Below are 19,489 nucleotides of genomic sequence, written 5' to 3'. Positions count from 1 at the left end.
CTAATCCAAATGATCAAGGGGTAGGGCGGTCGTGTCACAAACATTGCGTAATATAAAGCTGGAATGAACACTTGCAACGCCATTGATGCGTGTTAATTTTCCTAATAAAAACGCTTGATAAGCGTTTAAATCAGGCACAATTATCTTCAATAAATAATCAGCAGATTGACCTGTAATCAGGTAACATTGAATGACTTCCGGGAAAAGTTGAATGGTTTTTTCAAATTGATTCATAATCTCTGGCTGATGGTTATTTAACCCTACTAAAACAATGACGGTCAATTTTAATCCTACTTTTTCTGGCTCAAGCAGGGCAACCTGTTTCTTAATATAACCATTATCTGTTAATAATTTGACTCGACGCAGGCAGGAAGAAGGAGATAACGCCACAAGGTCGGCCAATTCCTGGTTATTGATTTCGCAATTTGATTGGAGTATTTCAAGTATTTTTTTATCAGTACGATCGAGTATCATATTTAATGCAATGAAAATGGGATTGATACTTATTAGGATAGAATTATATTCCAAAAAAATCTATTAAATTAGAATTATAGTTCAAAATATAGGAATTTATTTTGTTTTTTGCAATCCAATTTCAATGGAAGTAAGATAAAATACTTTATGACAATTATTTGGTCTTAATGATCTTTTATCTGCTTTTCTGAGGGTGATTATGTCTGTTTCACGAGTTGCTGCGTGGTTTGTGTGGATCATAGTGTCTATATTTTACGCATATCAATATGTTCTAAGAGTTATGCCCAATATTATGTTGGATGATATTACCCAGCAATTTCACATTGATGCTACAATTTTTGGGCAATTTTCCGGTATTTATTACATTGGTTATTCTTTGATGCATTTGCCTATTGGGATTATGCTCGATCGTTTTGGCCCAAGAAAAGTGATGACGGGATGCATCATGTTGACCGTGATTGGTTTACTTCCTATTTTGTTTGCTGAAAATTGGGTTTATCCAGTGATAGGAAGAGCCCTGATAGGTATAGGTTCATCGGCTGCCATTTTAGGAACATTTAAAATAATACGCATGACATTTAAGGAGAAACATTTTCCAAGGATGTTGAGTTTTTCAGTCATGATAGGACTTATTGGCGCGGTATATGGTGGAGGTCCTGTAAGTTATATGTGTCAACTTATGGGCTATAAAATGGTGGTGGAAATATTTGTAGGCATAGGACTAGTGCTGGCTGGTATTACCTATCTGATCATTCCCGATGTACAGCCTTCTCGTCAGGATAGCGTGATTTCTAATATCAGAATGGTTTTTGGTAATAGTAAAGTGATTCTGTTGTGTTGTTTTGCAGGATTGATGCTGGGGCCACTTGAAGGTTTTTCTGATGTATGGGGCTCTGGCTTTTTAAAAATGGCATACAGTTTGAACACAAACACGGCAAATTATCTTCCTTCAATGATCTATATTGGCATGTGTTTTGGTGCTCCTGTATTAAGTCTGATCGCAGAAAAAACAGGGTATTACCTTGGAACTATCATCGCATCAGGCGTGGTTATGTTTTTGGTATTTGCTCTGCTTGTCGGAGGTGTTCTGACTGTTCCCAGTATAACAATAAGTTTTATCCTGGTTGGCATTTGTTGCTCTTATCAAATTTTGGCGATTTATAAAGTATCCACTTATGTTCCCGATAATCTTGCGGGGCTTACTACTGCAATTGCCAATATGATTATTATGATTTTTGGGTATGGTTTTCATTCTGTGATTGGTTATGTCGTCAATATGTATGGGGGAACACATGCAGCTCGCGCTTTTGTTTATGGAGTTGGGGTGATTCCTGTGACATTGGCTGTTGGCGTGATGGGCTTTTTGTTTTTGGCCTATCAAGAGAAAAATTTTACCCCGGATGCTTCCTTTGCCTCTCCTGAATTACGATAATTACTGGTATTTCTATCTAGTGTGGTAATAAATATCAAGGGAGACATAGTTATCATGTATATGTTGTATTTTCATGTTCCAGAAACTCATCTTGACGTAGTAAAAAATGCGGTTTTTGCGGCAGGAGCAGGGCATGTTGATAATTATATTCATTGTGCCTGGCAAACTTTAGGTGAAGGTCAGTTTATGCCTTTACCAGGTAGTCAGGCATTTATTGGAGAAATTAATCAATTGGAAAAAGTGCCCGAATACAAGGTAGAAACGATTTGCGCCGGAGAGAAAATCAAAGAGGTTGTTGCTGCTTTAAAAAAAGCTCATCCCTATGAAAGCCCTTCTTATCAAGTGGTACGTATTGAGACGGAATTCTAAATATCAGACAGGGAAATTTAGGCAGGTTGAATCACCAGATGGTTGATCAATTAGTAAGAATTTGTTTTTTCAGGATACTTGTTCAATTGAGTATTCATGGATAATATCTAATGATTGATGAACCAATAGTTCAAATCCATCTTCAATCTACATAAGCTGCTTTTGAACAGATAGGGAAATACTGGTATACATGTTGAAAATCCTTGTTCTCTTAAGTTGTTTGATTCTAAGCTCTTGTCTGGTCGGGCCAAATTTTAAAGAGCCTAAAAAAGACGCTGCCAATTATTGGCTTACTTCAAGCCCTACAATAAAACAATCCGCCTTTCAAAATGCAAATTGGTGGAAAGTCTTTAATGATCCCACTTTAACCACATTAATCAATAATGGTTATCATAACAATCTCTCCTTGCAAATCGCAGGAGTTCGCGTTTTGCAAGCAAGGGCACAGCTTGCTCAATCGGTTGGGGAGCTTTATCCCCAGCAGCAAGCTATGGTAGGAGATTATAATTATAATCGAATCGGGGGCAATCAATTACAGGGGCTTCTTCCCCCCGATTTTTTAACGGCCAGTCTTGGATTTTCCGCAAGCTGGGAACTTGATTTTTGGGGAAAATACCGAAGAGCCATTCAATCTAATGATGCCCTTTTCCTTGCTTCTCTAGCCGCTTATGATTCCGCATTGGTTACTCTCACGTCAGATATTGCCAGTACTTTTATTAAAATCCGCACCAGCGAAGAATTAATCAAGGTAACAAAAGCGAATATCCAGGTGCAGGCCATGAGTCTTAAAATCGCAAAGGACCGTTATTATGGTGGTCAAACCAGTTTACTGGATGTGGAACAAGCAGCAACAGAACTTGCGGAAACCCAATCAAAACTGCCTCAATACGTCAGTGACCTCCAACATCAAAAAGATATTTTGGCTGTATTGCTTGGCACCACTCCCGATAAAGTGGATGGCTTGCTCAAAAAAAATAAAGGGATACCAAAAGCTTCGGCGGTAGTGGAAGTTGGAATTCCCAAAGAGGTGATAGCGCGAAGGCCGGATGTCTATCAAGCCAGAATGGAGGCTATAGCCCAATCAGCCGCAATTGGCGCCGTGAAGGCTAATCTTTATCCTTCACTTTCATTAGTCGGGACTTTTGTTTTTGCTTCAAATAATATCGGCAATTCTACCATTAGTGATATATTTAACTGGTCTAATCGCAATATAGTCGCAGGTCCGTCACTGACATGGCCTTTATTAAACTATGGCCAAATCACGAATGCGGTGCGGGCTCAGGATGCTGCTTTCCAACAAGCCTTGCTCAACTATCTTAATTTGGTGCTCAAAGTGCAGCAGGAAGTTCAAGATAACATTACTCGCTATGTTGAGGGGCAAAAAACAGTTTCTTCACTTAAAACAGCCAATGCTGCTGCCATAGAATCGACAAGACTGGCTTTAGTAAGATATAAAGAAGGAGAGGCAAATTATACCACTGTATTGAATGCAGAACAGCAACAATTGCGAGTACAAACTTCGCTGGTCAATGCCACAGGCGAGTTGTCTCTGGCTCTGGTTGGCTTATACCGCTCTCTTGGAGGCGGTTGGCAAATACGAGGCAAGAATGATATTGTTTCAAATCAAATAAAAAGTGAAATGGCTGCTCGTACTAACTGGGGCAGTTTATTGAAGCAAGAAAATCATTTGCCTCCAGACTCCAACGGGCAACGAATGAAACAACTATATTTACCAACTTGGTGATGAGAATGAACTCTCAAAATAAACAAAATTTAGTTAAAACCGTAGCTATTGTATTTTTTGGTATTGCCTTTGTTTATTTAGTATATGACCATTTTTCAAGAACCCAGGTACCAACACCGGTACCGCCAGTTGTGATCGTTCAAAAGCCCAAATTAGTGAGTATGGGACAGTATGTTACCCAGACAGGCAATACAGTAGCATTTCAATCTGTGGATTTGGTGGCGCGTATTGAAGGTTATTTGGACGCCATAAAATTTACTGACGGCGCTTTTGTCAAAAAAAATCAGGAATTATTCATTATTGAACCCGAGCCCTATCTTGAGCAATTGCGTGCTGCTGAAGCCAAGGTGGCGGCTCAAAAAGCGAATTATGCGTATGCCAAATCAGAGTATGCCAGACAGCAACGCATGTATAAACAAAATGCCACTTCGCTTAACAGTGTTGAAAAATGGAAAGCCAAAGTTGAAGAAGCACAGGCAGAAGTGGACAAATCGGAAGCTGATGCCACGAACGCCGCAATTACATATGGCTATACCCACGTTTCAGCCCCTTTCGATGGGCGAATGGGAAGACATTTAGTCGATGTGGGTAATTTGGTTGGACACGGTGCCGCAACGGATTTGGCTACCATAGAACAAATCGACCCTATTTACGTTTATTTTAATTTAAATGAACTGGATTTAATCAGAATTAGAAATGCAGCGCGCAAGAGAGGATATAAACCAATGGAACTGGTCAAAATCCCTGTTGAAGTAGCTTTGCAAGATGAAAAAGGATTTCCTCATAAGGGGACATTGGATTTTGTAAATACTGGTTTAAACGCTTCAACTGGAACCATGGAATTTCGTGCCTTGTTGCCTAACAAGGGATATCCCTTGGTGCCTGGTTTATTTGTGCAAGTCAGGGTACCGATATCCGAACCTTCTCCAAAATTAACAATACCTGACACCTCTGTTCAATACGATCAAATTGGCCCCTATGTCCTTGTGGTTGATAAAGATAATTATGTGCTTACCAAACGTGTGACACTTGGCGGGCTAGAAAATGGGTTAAGGGCTATTACCAAAGGCCTCGATGCTCAAGATAGAGTGATTGTTTCCGGGTTGCAAAATGCGACTCCCAATCATCAGGTTACGCCTAAAACGGAGCAACCTGAGTAAGTATGGCCAAAGAAATGTAAGAATTTAAGACCCTTTATTCAGGGAGCGAAACAACTGAAATGATTTCCAAATTTTTTATTGAAAGACCCGTTCTGGCCAATGTCATCGCCTTGTTTATTGTATTTATAGGAATAATAGCGATTGCTGTTTTGCCTGTGTCCCAATACCCTGCCATTGTTCCTCCTACTATCCAGGTGACCACCAGCTATCCTGGTGCAGATGCAAAAACGTTGATTAATACCGTCGCTTTGCCAATTGAGCAACAAGTCAATGGGGTTGAGGACATGCTGTACATGCAATCGACAAGTACTAGTGGAGGCACCTATACTTTAATTGTCACGTTTGCTATAGGCACTGATCTGAACTATGCGCAGGTTCTGGTGCAAAATCGAGTACAAGCAGCGATGGCTCAACTCCCCGAATCAGTGCAAAAGCAAGGTGTTGTCGTTCAGCAGAAATCGACTGCTATTCTTCAATTTATTACTTTGACTTCAAAAAATAATGAATACGACGGCGTATTCCTTGACAGCTATGCGACCATCAATATGCAAGATGAATTATCCCGTTTACCTGGAGTAGGTAATGTTGTGGTTTTTGGTTCAGGAAGTTATGCGATGCGTGTCTGGCTCGATCCTAAAAAGATGCTTGCTTTTTCTTTGAATCCAAGTGATGTTTTAAATGCCATCAGTTACCAGAACAAAGAAGTTTCAGCGGGGCAACTGGGTGCTCCTCCAACCGTCGGTAAACAAGCCTATCAATTTACTGTGAATGTACCTGGACAACTCTCTGATCCAAAAGAGTTTGAAAACATTATTATTAAAACGATTGATACATCACCCGATGAAAATTCATCAGCCAATAGCTCTGCTCAGGTAGTACGCATTCGTGATGTAGGGCGAGTTGAGTTGGGATCCGAGAGCTATAATCAGCTTGCTAATCTTAATGGCAAACCTACAGCAGCGATAGGTATTTTTCAGCTTCCTGGCGCCAATGCGCTGGATGTTGCAAAAGAGGTTCGTAAAGCAGTGGCGAAAATGGCGAAACAGTTCCCTCCGGGGCTTGAATATTCTATTCCATTTGATACCACTGTTTTCGTCAAGGCATCTATTGAAGAAGTATACAAAACACTCTTTGAAGCAGGAATTTTGGTTTTGATAGTGATTGTTGTATTTCTACAAAATTTTCGCGCTTCATTAGTACCTGCGACAACGGTTCCTGTGACTATCATTGGAACATTTTTTGCCATGTTATTGCTTGGCTATAGTATTAATTTGCTCACTTTGTTTGCTTTAGTGCTTGCAATTGGAATTGTGGTTGATGATGCCATTGTTATTGTTGAGGGGGTTACCCAACATATTGAAAAAGGCCTATCACCGAAAGAATCTGCCATACTTGCAATGAAAGAATTATTTGGACCTATTATTGGTATTACCTTGGTATTAATGGCTGTTTTTGTCCCTGCTGGTTTTATGCCGGGTTTAACAGGGTCAATGTATGCGCAGTTTGCCTTGGTTATTGCTGCAACTGCCTTTATAAGCGCAATTAATGCCATGACGTTAAAGCCGACTCAATGTGCTTTATGGTTAAAAGCTCCTGATACGAGTAAACCGAAGAATATATTTTTTCAGGCATTTGATCGAATCTATAATCCCATTGAATCGGCTTACGTAAAGTTTATTGATCGGCTTGTGCACCGTAGTGGCAAAGTTTGTTTGATTGGAATCATTTTAGTGGCTTGTGCCATTTATGGTCTGACACGTATTCCAACCGGCTTCATTCCCATGGAAGATCAAGGCTATTTGATGTTAAGTGTTCAGCTGCCTGATGGTGCCAGTTTAGGACGTACCGATGAAGTCGTGAGTAGATTAGCTAAAAAAGCATCTGAAGTTGGGGGGGTAGATAATGTGATTGCTATTGATGGCATTTCATTATTGGATAACAATTCTCTGCTCCCTAACGCTGGTGTTATCTATGTTATATTCAAAGATTGGAGTGTCAGAGGAAAATCAGAGAATTTACGAGCTCTTTATACCAAATTCAATGCAATGGCCAAAGAAACTCTCGATGCAAAAGTGTTGGTGGTTGTGCCTCCTCCTATTCAAGGCTTGGGGATGTCTGGGGGATTTCAAATGCAGGTCGAATTACAAGACGGTACTTTTGATTACAGGAAATTACAACAAGCCACTGATCAAATGATTAATACCGGACATCAATACCCGCAGTTGCAAAACCTTATGACGACATTTCGCGCGAGTGTACCTCAAGTTTCAGCACCGATTAACAGAACCAAAGCCGAATCCTTAGGCGTGCGTATCGCAGATGCCTTTGATACTTTGCAAACTTATTTAGGCTCTTCTTATGTCAATCTGTTTACAAAATTTGGTCAGGTATTTCCAGTCTATGTTCAGGCTGATGCGTCCTCACGGATTAGCAGCGAAGATTTAAGAAATTACTATGTAAGAAATCAATCCGGTTCCATGGTGCCTTTAGGTACTTTGACGGACGTAGGTCCTGCAGTGGGTCCCTCAATCATTTCTTTATATAACCTTTATCCTTCAAGTAACATAAATGGGGTTGCTGCTAGAGGATATAGCTCAGGTCAGGGAATCCAGGTTATGGAGGAATTGGCAAAGGAACAATTGCCCCCGGGAATATCTTATGAATGGACCAGTACAGCTTATCAGGAAAAAGTCGCTGGTAACCTCAGTTATTTTATTTTTGCCTTGTCTTTGGTTTTGGTTTATTTAATTTTATCTGGTCAATATGAAAACTGGCTTATTCCATCTGCGATTATCCTGAGTGTCCCTTTGACTTTGGTCGGAACAGTATTAGCTCTTGGCAGTTTGGGCATGGATAATAATATGTATACTCAAATTGGCTTGTTGCTTCTCATTGCATTGGCTACAAAAAATGCTATTTTGATTGTTGAAGTCGCACGTGAACAACGTGAAATTCATAATAAATCAGTTATTGAGGCGGCAGTGATTGGCGCTAAAACACGATTTAGACCTATCCTGATGACGTCTTTTGCGTTTATCATGGGGGTTATGCCCTTGGTTTTTGCAACAGGTGCAGGTGCCAATTCTCGACGCTCAATTGGCATAGCTGTGAGCAGTGGTATGCTTGCCTCAACTTGTCTCGCAGTTGTTTTTGTGCCTGTTTTTTATGTATTGTTGCAAACTTGGCAGGACAAGAGGAAAGCAAAACATTAATTAATTTAACGAGAGTTATCGGTAAGGATTATATAGGAAGGAGTCGATATCCAGGGTTCGTTTGGGCTGAGGATTTCCATAAGCATCGTCTCGAAGCCTTGGCATGAAACATTAGAGTTGATAAACGGCTTCGAGATAACAACTGATTTTATCCATAACTTGCGTTAATTTACAGCGATAGAGAAAGCTGTGAGAGTTACTGAAAAATGTTCTTGCTAATCTCCCGCAGCTAAATAATGTATCTCTTTAACTGATGAGTTAATCGACTTAATATCATCAGGCTATATTGTATGCCCAAGAGTATCTCTAGGTGGTTCATTATTTCCTCTGATTTCACCCATAGCTTTTCTATATTCTATTACTGTTTGTGGAGAAGTGCTCTGAACTGATTTGATTAGCTCATTAAGATTGGACTCCTCGAGCTTTTCAGGACTGGCAGACCATTTTCTAATGTTGTTTCTTGTAAAAAACTCAGGAGGAATTTTATCAGCCAATTGACTGAGTTTTTCATAGACGTCTTCTTTAACAGCACTATCTTGTTTCAATTGAGATAACAGTTGCATATTCACTTCTTTAAATAATTTAGGAATATCCTGTTCCAGGAGAGTTTTCTTATCCGTTGATTTATTAATTTCTCGGTATTCCAGGCTTAAATAGCTAGCTACTTTAGATGCTTCTTCAGGATTCAATGTCTTAAAGAATTCAATTGCCTCATCGTTATGGCAATGGGAAGGCAAGTCCCTGACAATTTGCTGAACCGTCGGATCTTGTATCTTTTGAAATTGTTCTTCCATTTCCAGAGAGATAATTTCATCAAGTTTTTTTGATTTAAAGGCATAGTTGTCTAACTGACAGATGTCCTTCAATTGCTCTCGGAATAATCGGACTTCTTTTTGTAAAGTACTTTGAAACAAATTGTATTCAGAGGAAATTTCTCTGTCAATTTTATCCAAAGTTTCTATAGAGTTTAAAACTTTTTCAAGAACTTGGCTTTTTGTTAAAGATTCACTTTGTAGAAGAGTATTAATTTCTTTGGATACTCTTTGCAATTCTTCACATTGGGTCTTACGGGACTGATTTCTTGAACCTTTAAACCACCATTCGCGCCCTCTTTTTTCATTATAAATTTTAGCAGTGAGTTCTAATCCTTCGGCGATTTTATTTAATTCCACATCCAATAATGGTTTGGAAGAATATTTTGACCAGGTAATTGCGCTTAGATTATCGTGTTGTAAGTTATTGCGAGAAAGCAATCTTAGCAGATCCTGTTTTTGATTCTCTGGTATGTTTGTAGCTTTTTCCAGTTCTTTCTGAATGGCTGGCCAGTTACGATTGTAAGCAATATAATTTTGAGTTTCTTTTGAAAGCATGGAATAATTTGGAACACCTGTGGGTGAGGTAGCAACCAAATAATCCAATAATTCCTTAGGTTTATTCTCAGCTAACAGTTTTACAACGTTTTTCTTGAATTGATCAAGCTTCTCATATCCCTGAGCCACCACCTCATTTTTGTGATGTAAGCGATTGGATGTTTCTTCCTGCAGTGCTTCCTGATGACCCGCAAGATCTCCAAGGGGATGTTTGCCTTTGGTTTGTCGAGTAAAGAAATCCAGAAAATGACAACTGATTCTGCCTTGATGAGAAAAGATATTCCCTTTTTTATCCGGATCAGCGACAAAAAACTCATCAAAATGTGGAGATTCTTTAATCGTATTATAATGTTTTGTAAATTTATCAGTGATTTCTTGTTGTTGTTTGCCGGTTAACGGAGATTTTAATCCCAGCTCGGCATGGTTGCTGTTAATATAGTCGTATATAATTGGTTCTATATCTGCACCTTGCGTAAATCCTTCCTTTACTCTTTTCGCAATTTCAGTAGCATGAGGCTCTTTGTCGAAAAATTCTCCAAAGTTAGCATCCGATAATTTGTTTGTTTTACAGTAAATATTGGCTTCGGCCAACAGGTACTGAACTCTGATGGATATCTTGTCCGCATCGCGGTCTGATGATATTTCTTTAGCACCATCATAGAAAGGGCTGGATGCTTGAGCTACCCAGACGGTGGAATCTACTGTAGCGTCGAGAATAGTATCAATCCAATCACCAATTTCAGAGTCGTTATCTACAAGCATCAAACTATTTACTAAATAATCGTAATTTATTTCTTTTCCTCTTGGATCTTTAGATAAAGATAGTTTCGAATATTGAGGATCACTTTTTACTAACTCTTTTATAAGTTCGTTTTGAAGATTAGTAATTAGTTCGTTTAATTTTTCATCTTTTTTTTCTCCATCAATTCTATCTTCATCTTTATAATGACTAAGAACAGTGCTTTTAACTTTATCCCTAAGTGATTTTTTATTAATTGGAGTTGGTGTTTTATCTTCCGGGAACAGTGTTGAACGCAGGCGATAACCTAATCCCTCGTATATTGGGATAGGAGCTTGTCTTGAGGGCGTGTCATATTTTGAGATGTTTCTTTTGACATTGAATAAAGGGTCATCAAAGCGAGTGAATTTATCGTTGTCATATGGAGAAAGTCTCACAGCGAAAGCATTTTCAGAGGATTTAATGATTTCCTTTACCCCAGAGGGTAATTGTGGAATCCCTCCTGTACGAAGTTGCCTGATATCATTTTGTTCATCATATTGTTTTTTTAGTACTTGAATTAATTCAATGTATTTTTCAATTTGTTGTAAGCGTTCCTTTTTCTCTTTTAATAAATCGTCATAAGCGTGAGGTGAAATTTTCTTTTGACTATTGATGGCTTTGATGTCTTCTTCCAATTGCCTTTTGTATTCACTGAGTTGGTGTTCAGCAGAATATTTAGTTTCACCACCGTGCCCACTACCATAGAAAAATGTGATCAACTCAACTGCTGTTTGACAGGTATTATCCAAACCTATTTCATCTCCTCCTACAATCGGTAAAAGGATATGAACTTTGTTGTTTTCATCAACATATAGATAATCACAACGTTCCGGCTCTTTGAATTTGATTATGTCAACCATGTTTATCACCATTTTCTAGTGTCTTGTTTATAGTATATTATAAAAACAGTTTGCTTGTAAAATAACAAGAAGATTTGTAATTAAACTTTTTGTTTGATTACACATACGCCACAACACAACCGTATTTTTATATTCTCAATCGCTTTAAGCTACATCGTATGCCTAACAGTTTCTATGGGTGGTTCATTTCTTCCTGTGATTTCAGCCATGGCTTCTCTAAATTGTTTTGCTATTTGTGGAGAGGGCCCTTGGACTGATTTGATTAGCTCATTAAGATTGGACTCCTCGAGCTTTTCAGGACTGGCAGACCATTTTCTAATGTTGTTTCTTGTAAAAAACTCAGGAGGAATTTTATCAGCCAATTGACTGAGTTTTTCATAGACGTCTTCTTTAACAGCACTATCTTGTTTCAATTGAGATAACAGTTGCATATTCACTTCTTTAAATAATTTAGGAATATCCTGTTCCAGGAGAGTTTTCTTATCCGTTGATTTATTAATTTCTCGGTATTCCAGGCTTAAATAGCTAGCTACTTTAGATGCTTCTTCAGGATTCAATGTCTTAAAGAATTCAATTGCCTCATCGTTATGGCAATGGGAAGGCAAGTCCCTGACAATTTGCTGAACCGTCGGATCTTGTATCTTTTGAAATTGTTCTTCCATTTCCAGAGAGATAATTTCATCAAGTTTTTTTGATTTAAAGGCATAGTTGTCTAACTGACAGATGTCCTTCAATTGCTCTCGGAATAATCGGACTTCTTTTTGTAAAGTACTTTGAAACAAATTGAATTCGGAGGATATTTCATCATCAATTTTATCCAGCGTTTCAATCGATTTTAATAGTGTATTAAGTACTTCACCTTTTGATAAAGATGGGTTGTTCAAGAGGGTATTAATTTCTTCAGCCACTTTTTTTAATTCAGCGCATTGGGTTTCCCTTACTTTATTTTTTGAGCCTTTAAACCATTCGCGCTCTCTTTTTTCATTATAAATTTTAGCAGTAAGATCTAAACCTTCAGCGATTTTATTTAACTCCACATCCAATAATGGTTTGGAGGAGTATTTTGACCAGGTAATTGCGCTTAGATTATCGTATTGCAGATTATTGCGAGAAAGCAATCTTAGCAGATCCTGTTTTTGATTCTCTGGTATGTTTGTAGCTTTTTCCAGTTCTTTCTGAATGGCTGGCCAGTTACGATTATAAGCAATATAATTTTGAGTTTCCTTTGAAAGCATGGAATAATTCGGGACACCTGTGGGTGCAGTTGCCACCAAATAATCCAATAGTTCCTTTGATTTATTCTCAGCCAGCAGTTTTACAACGTCTTTCTTGAATTGATCAAGTTTCTCATACCCCTGAGCCACTAACTCATTCTTGTGATGCAATCGATTGGAAGTTCCTTCCAGGAGTGCTTCCTGATGACCCGCCAGATCTCCAAGGGGATATTTGCCTTTGGTTTGTCGAGTAAAGAAATCCAGGAAATGACAACTCATTCTGCCTTGATGGGAGAAGATATTCCCTTTTTTATCTGGATCAGCCACAAAAAATTCATCAAAGTGAGGAGAATTTTCAATAATGTGATAACGTTGAGTAAATTTTTCAGTAATTTCCTCTTGTTGCTTGCTAGTTAACGGAGATGTTAATCCTGGTTCGGCATAGTGACTGTTAATGTAATTATAGATAATAGGCTCAATTTCTGCTCCTTGAACAAGTCCTTCTTTCACGCTTTTAGCAATTTCAGTAGCATGGGGTTCTTTATCAAAAAATTCACCGAAGTTAGCATCTGATAATTTGTTGGTTTTACAATAAAAATTAATCTCGGCCAATAAATATTGGACTTTAATTGACATTGTATTTGTATCTGATTCAAATTTTATTTCTTTTGTTCCTTCATAGAAAACACTAACTTTTTCTTCACCAACTTCACTTTCCTTTTTTGGCCAATAATCAGCTTCTGTTGTAGCGCCAATAATTCCATAAATCCAATCCTTCGCGGTGGATTTTTCATCTATTGTACATGCTATGTTTTCCAAATAATCCAAAGTAAGTGGCTGGTGATAGGTATCTTCATCTACTTGCAGTTTAGAATCAATTTTTTTGTACTCTTCTAAAATGAGTTTTTTTATATCCTCAAATTTTTGATTACGATCGCCATCTTTTGTATTAAAGTCTTTGTCAAGTTGTGCTAAAACAGAATCTACGATTTTGTCCTTAAGTGATTTTTTATTAAAAACAATAGGGGTGTCTTTATCTGGCGGCAGAAGCTCCGAACGCAAACGAGCCCCTAATCCATCAGTTGCCCGTTGGTATCCCCCAGCTTCATATTGAGATCTGTTTCTTTTTAGACTAAACAGAGGAGTATCAAAGCGGGTAAATGAGTCTGGTCTATCTGGGGAAAGTCTAAAAGCAAAGGCATTTTCAGATGATTTAATGATTTCTTTTACCCCAGAAGGTAATTGCGGGATTCCTTCTGTGCGTAATTTATCTATTTCTCTTTGTTCATCAAACTTCTCTTTGAGTACTTTAATTAAATCAATATATTTTTCGATTTGTTCCAGGCGTTCTTTTTTCTCCTTTAATAGATCAGCATAGGCATTTGGTGAAATTTTTCTTTGGACATTGATTGCTTTTATATCATCTTCCAGATTCTTTTTATATTCATTTAGGTGATATTCAGCAGAATACTTTGTCCCACCATGCGTTTTTCCATAGAAAAAGGCTAATAATTCGCCTGTTGTTTCACAGGTATTATCCAGTCCTATTTCATCTCCACCTACAATGGGTAAAAGAATATGTACTTTGTTATCCTTATCAATATGTAAATACTCGCATTGTTCCGGCTCTTTGAATTTTATTTTGTCAACCATGTTCATCACCCTAGGCTGGTGTTCTAACTATAAGTATATTATAAGTCCATTGTGAATTTCAGAAAATCATTTGGATTGCAAATAAATCGATAAGATTCTTAATTTTTCTTTTCGTATAAATCATAAGTGTCTATTGACTGAAGCAGCCAAAGACATAATTTGTATTATCCTAGGCAATCTAGTAAGAAACTATGTAATCATAGACTTGTAATTTTTTTCCCTTTGTGGTTACATCAATGCAATTGATAAATAATTGCACTTGTTATATAATAAAGCCTCATTTTGTTTATGGAAGGAGACGATTGTGCCTATTGTTTTAGATTCTGATGTGTTGGAAGTAGCGGAATATGTATATAAAACACGCTTATCTCAGCCTTACACTGAGGTGGGTTCTGAATGGGAGTATAATTACAAGAATCCAACAGCGACCTTTGCAAAAGGAGATGGTCATAACTTGCAAAGGTATATTACAATTGATGGCAAGCAGCTTCATCGCCCCATTCATGGCTTAGCCCATACTATGCGCACATTGATGTACAGCCAATTGATGTATTGCTCCTCGAAAAAACAACTTTCTCCACACGTATGTCAAGACGGGCGAACAATCTCCGATCTCAGTGAACTGGATCTTAAAAAAATAAACATTGCCCAGTTATTTTTTGTAGCCGGGCGTGAAAGCGAAGCCTCTTACGGCGATGCTTATCATCGTTATCATCTGTATGGGGCTAAACAGTTCGAAGAATATGCTCGCAAGCATTTGACCCATCTTTTTTCAGAGAAAGAAATCGAATTGTACTCTCGATGTATAGAAGACAGAGTAGGTGATAGTTTTGATGGCACCCCTGAAGGTTATTTAATTCACTTATCGCACATGATCGATTTGATGCGCTGCAAGAGCCCGGTTGAAGTTTTTTTGGGGCACTCAAAAGGTGTTTCTGGCATTGTACCTACACTGATTCATTTGTTTGGCAAACAAGACGGCTTGGATATTATGCATTACGCGCGAGGCTTGTTTGCGGCTACAGGTGAAGCAGTCCCCTATATTGATTCATCTGAATGGCTTCATTTGGGAGTTGATCCAGGTCGGGTTCAACGCGCGCTCACTGTCGTTGGTGATATCAATGTCCCTGGGCAAGAGGCCGATGCTAAAAAAACAGCGCAAGCCGGTTTTTCAGTGGACGGTTGTTATTCCGCGTTAACCAGCGTGCTCACCCCCTCTTGGTATATGAAAGATTTGAAGGAAATCGATGATGAAATAATCGATCTTAAGGAAGTTGATGACAAGGAGATAGAAAAGGAAGATGAGCTAATTGCTCCTCCACAGGCAATAACGACATTAAAAACAGAAAAGACCGACTCTTTTGTCGAAAAATATCTGAAGCCATTTATGATTTGGAAAAAGCCAGAGGTACAAACGACTCAGCCAACAATGGAGAAGACTAGTAAACCTTAGCCTGTTTTATTTAAAGTAGGTAGAGAAACGGATTCACTTAGGGAATTAAAATACAATGAGGTGTTGTAACTATGTTTAGTTATCTGGATAAATTATTAGATGGAATATTTGGTTACCAAAAGCCAGATACTAGTCAGTTAAGCACCTCAACGCCACCTACTCTAACTACTGTTCCTTTGAAACAAGAATATTTTGTAAAAATTGGGGAAAGTGAAACCCAGGATCTAGGCTTACTGCCAGTGGTTAGCAAGCGACATAATCAATCAGTTCCCTTGGAGGAAATTCCTTTTGAAGATACCAGACTTGAGTTGATTGAGCTTTATATTGCATTGTTAAAACAATATGTTTTAGATGAAAAACTGAAGAGCATCCCTGCGCAGTATCTTATATCGCATTATCTTTTTCTAAAAACCATAGCTGCCAGTGAGAGAAATAAAGGTCGTAAAGATCTGTATCTTAATTTATCTCAAAAAGTGGCTGATTATCTTGAAGAAAATGAATCTAAAATATGGAGTATGGCTGTTGAATGCACTAAAACCAGTGAGTATCCCATTGTTTCCTGGATAAAAAATCACCAACTTCATTTCAATTTTATAAGAGCCTTTATACTGGATAACAATAAGAAACCATTGACACATAATCAACGTGCATTTATGCAGCAGTTTAGAGATTCCACTGCTTTTTTCTTTCCTAATCAGGTTTACCTTGCTTGGCTTACCCAATCCTATGAACCAGATTCTATTTTGAATCCTATGTACCGTGAGAGCAGGTCAACGCATTATTATCATGCGAACATTACTGATAATCTCTTGCTAAGAACACGTCCAAAACAGGTCAATTTTGGCTCTCAACATTTTTTCCAAAAAGGAAAAGACTCCGTCAAGAATACGTTTCGTTTCAATATCAATGACGGGAAATTACTGCACATACAGGGAAGAACATTACTTTTTAGCACGAATAAAGGCAATGAAATTATTGCCGTAAAGGTGCAAAAAAAGGGGGAGCCGCAATCTGCTTTAAGTAGTGAGTTTCAAATGGCAGATTATTTGTTAAAACATCAACGCCGTTTGAATTTGCAAAGCCAATTACCTATCCCTCTCAGCCAGTATTCAATTAATCGAGCGGAGATTCTCGAAAAATGCCGGAAATCACCTGGTTTTGAGAAATTCGAGAATTTGATAAGTGATGCAAAAAACCTTGAAATTTATGTTTATAAAGCAACACCTTCTTATTTTACTTATCTGCATGATAAGCAGCAAAGTCTTAGGCAATTCACTTCTTCAGTGCAGAAAAATGTACATGATCTTTTCGTACTCCTAAGAGAAGGTATAGTATTTCCTTATCTGGCTGATATGTTTCATACTCATATTGATAAGGGTAAAAGGAACGACAAGGGCCGATATCAGGCCTTGGTTGAGCTTTTAAGTGCCTTGCAATCACAAATGGGTCGCCTTGATAAATGGCAAAAGGCAGTTGAGTTTGTTAACTTACGAGTCAGCGGTATTGCTGATTTGGGTGACAGCCTTCCATTGACCAGCTTTTTGACAGTTTCTGATTGGACAAAACATTATCATGAGGAATTGCTAACGGGTGCTTACCATCCATCTTTTCTATTTCTCGATAAATCGAGTGGCTCGGTTCGATCCTTGTTCAACAGCCGGCGCAAAGTATTCGGTAATTATTTGTATCTGAATATCATCGCTGAGTATCTATTGGTTATTCAATTGGCAATTGGCAGCTATGGCGATAAAGTGACCCGCAAAATGGATACTAAAAGCAAAGCAAAGGTTTGGGAGCATTTGGGGGAATTCATGTTTTCCACTTGTGCTGAGGTAGTTAATTTGATAGCTGGTATGCCCAAATCAAGAGCACTTGCTTTTATAAAGCAAAGAGCGAATGTGAGAAAACATATTCAACAAACGTCGTTTTGGATGACTCCGGATTATTCAAATATGGATAGTCTGAGTATTCAGTCTCAACAATCCAATATGTATCCAGGTGAATCAGATTATGAAATAAACAGTGATTTAGTTCCGGGACTGGGCTTGAGTCTTGATGGCATCAATCAGGATTTAGGTGATTATAACCAGGCAAGCCCTTTAAGGGAGCTAGAGAAATTATTATATGCTACAGTGACCTTGATAGAGGGGACCCAGCAACTGGATAAGCAATTTTTTCAACAGTTGGATGAAGTCGAGAAAATGATTTTGAGTGCTGCTGGAGCTGATAAATGTTATCAATCTGTTGCAAAGCTCCTTGACCTTGCGCGGCCTGGTTGTCAAATGCAACGAAGATTAGCTTTTTCTTACTATGAAACAATCAAACGAATATATCCCTATCAAAATCCCTCAGATGTGAGATTTGAACTTGTCGCAAAAGAAGAGGCAATTATAAAAATCCAGCGTTTTTGGCGAGAACATAAAAAAGAAAACCAATCGATTGAAAAAGGTTTTGATTTTGCCAGGAACACTAGTTCATCTCAGTCGCCTTTATGAAAAAGCTGTTTCAATTGTAAGAGAACAGTCCCCTACCTGGAACAGCCGTATTTGGTTCGTCTTGAACGAAAATAATCCTTCAAATCAGCTCACATAGCTATTCTATGCTGTGCCTTTTCAGGATTATTTTCATTTAATCTGAACTCAAATCCGACCGCTAGAGGATACTTAGACATAAGGGCACTGATCTGTTACTTTCAATTCTGAAAAATAGATAGAATGTACCTAAAAGTTATAATGAGAATTTTCCTATTTCCGCTAGCACCTGGCTTTCGATACAATTCCTTACTATTTATTAATTAAAGCAAGATTTTATCATTTATCCAGGAAATTATAGTGGAAGTTTAAACTCAATATCAGATATGATTACGCTTTGAATTGACAAAAACAAGACAAAAAACGATACTTTTGCTTTTATAAGCAAATCTGTTTTTAGAAAACAGTCAATAATATCTTGTTGATTAAATAATGATCAAATGGTATAATGTTTAATTAACTTGCTGGACTTAACTTATTTCATATGAAGTGTGAATCATGCCTGAAGAGATAAGCGTAAATTTACCAAAATCACTCAGCCATTTTCTTATTCAATCCGATTTGGATTATAAGAATTCATTGAGTTCGATTCCTTTGTTTGATGTTAAGCGAACTATTTTCTGGGATGACAATCTTAGAAAAATGTTTGCATCAATTTTTTATCATTTGAGAGGACATTTTATAAATTTTTTGTGGTATGTAGCCAACTTTGCTGATAACGAAGCTTCAAAACAAATTATTATTCAAAATATTTATGAAGAAATTGGAATTGGTAATCGTTTTTCCCATGAAAAGCTTTATGAACGTTTTGCAAAAGAATGCGGCGTTGATATTCATGATGAAATAGTGAATGAAACCAACTACATGCCTTTTGCCAAAGAATTTAATAAAGCTCATTTATCCTGGTTGGCACAACATGATCCTCACGATCATTTGTGTGCTTTTGCAGCTTATGAGCGTTTGGATAATCTTGATTATCCTTTTCTTGTTGAACTTGCCAAATCGATGGAAATATCTCAACATGGCATGACCTTCTTTAATGTTCATACCCACGTCGATCATTTTGATACTACATTACAATTGATTGTGCCCATATGGGAAGAATCTCCTCAGCGGTTGATAGAAGCATTTCATTTTATTCAAACTCATCAGTTAAGGATGTGGGAACAGTTTTCCAATGTATTATTTAATTGATATTATTTAACATAAGAAATCCCAGAATTTCTTATGTTAAAT

At 37.9% G+C, this 19,489-nt stretch carries 11 protein-coding genes; 8 read left to right on the top strand and 3 right to left on the bottom strand.

Annotation, left to right across the window (positions count from 1 at the left end; translation table 11 throughout):
• Window positions 1-474, bottom strand: a complete 474-nt coding sequence (locus OQJ02_RS12575) for an Lrp/AsnC family transcriptional regulator (protein ID WP_265719351.1) — start codon at window positions 472-474, stop codon at window positions 1-3.
• A 199-nt stretch (window positions 475-673) separates the two neighbouring features.
• On the opposite strand from OQJ02_RS12575, the gene OQJ02_RS12570 reads away from it, so the two are divergent.
• The 5 genes from OQJ02_RS12570 (at window position 674) to OQJ02_RS12550 (ending at window position 8,391) form a co-directional block, all read left to right on the top strand.
• Window positions 674-1,906 carry an MFS transporter gene (locus OQJ02_RS12570; protein ID WP_265719350.1) on the top strand — a complete coding sequence of 411 codons (1,233 nt, stop codon included), beginning with the start codon at window positions 674-676 and terminating at the stop codon, window positions 1,904-1,906.
• Window positions 1,907-1,960: 54 nt separating this feature from the next.
• On the top strand, window positions 1,961-2,275 hold the full coding sequence (locus tag OQJ02_RS12565) for a hypothetical protein (RefSeq protein WP_011216397.1): 315 nt from the start codon (window positions 1,961-1,963) through the stop codon (window positions 2,273-2,275).
• A gap of 190 nt (window positions 2,276-2,465) precedes the next feature.
• Entirely contained in the window at window positions 2,466-4,019 is a 1,554-nt protein-coding gene (locus OQJ02_RS12560; RefSeq protein WP_265719349.1) for an efflux transporter outer membrane subunit, read from the top strand.
• Between the two features lie 5 nt (window positions 4,020-4,024).
• Window positions 4,025-5,179 carry an efflux RND transporter periplasmic adaptor subunit gene (locus tag OQJ02_RS12555; protein WP_265719348.1) on the top strand — a complete coding sequence of 385 codons (1,155 nt, stop codon included), beginning with the start codon at window positions 4,025-4,027 and terminating at the stop codon, window positions 5,177-5,179.
• Window positions 5,180-5,238: 59 nt separating this feature from the next.
• A complete protein-coding gene (locus tag OQJ02_RS12550; RefSeq protein WP_265719347.1) occupies window positions 5,239-8,391 on the top strand; it encodes an efflux RND transporter permease subunit in 3,153 nt (1,050 codons plus the stop codon).
• Between the two features lie 281 nt (window positions 8,392-8,672).
• Here the strand turns inward: OQJ02_RS12550 and sidC are convergent, their stop codons facing one another.
• Window positions 8,673-11,414 (bottom strand): Dot/Icm T4SS effector SidC, encoded by a 2,742-nt coding sequence (sidC, locus tag OQJ02_RS12545; protein ID WP_265719346.1) that lies wholly within the window; start codon window positions 11,412-11,414, stop codon window positions 8,673-8,675.
• Window positions 11,415-11,551: 137 nt separating this feature from the next.
• Complete coding sequence (locus OQJ02_RS12540; RefSeq protein ID WP_265719345.1) at window positions 11,552-14,278, bottom strand: protein SdcA; 2,727 nt, start codon at window positions 14,276-14,278, stop codon at window positions 11,552-11,554.
• Between the two features lie 250 nt (window positions 14,279-14,528).
• Between OQJ02_RS12540 and OQJ02_RS12535 the strand changes: the two genes are divergently transcribed.
• From OQJ02_RS12535 to OQJ02_RS12525, 3 genes are all read left to right on the top strand, one after another.
• On the top strand, window positions 14,529-15,722 hold the full coding sequence (locus OQJ02_RS12535) for a SidE phosphodiesterase domain-containing protein (RefSeq protein WP_265719837.1): 1,194 nt from the start codon (window positions 14,529-14,531) through the stop codon (window positions 15,720-15,722).
• A gap of 71 nt (window positions 15,723-15,793) precedes the next feature.
• Window positions 15,794-18,217, top strand: coding sequence for a SidJ family T4SS effector polyglutamylation protein (locus OQJ02_RS12530; protein WP_265719344.1), 2,424 nt, complete (start codon window positions 15,794-15,796; stop codon window positions 18,215-18,217).
• Between the two features lie 534 nt (window positions 18,218-18,751).
• Window positions 18,752-19,447, top strand: a complete 696-nt coding sequence (locus tag OQJ02_RS12525) for an iron-containing redox enzyme family protein (protein WP_265719343.1) — start codon at window positions 18,752-18,754, stop codon at window positions 19,445-19,447.
• Window positions 19,448-19,489: the final 42 nt, after the last annotated feature.

The organism is Legionella sp. PATHC032 (assembly GCF_026191185.1).
Taxonomy (GTDB): domain Bacteria; phylum Pseudomonadota; class Gammaproteobacteria; order Legionellales; family Legionellaceae; genus Legionella.
Note: the sequence above shows the minus strand (reverse complement) of the source record. Positions and strands in the feature narration are given on the sequence as shown.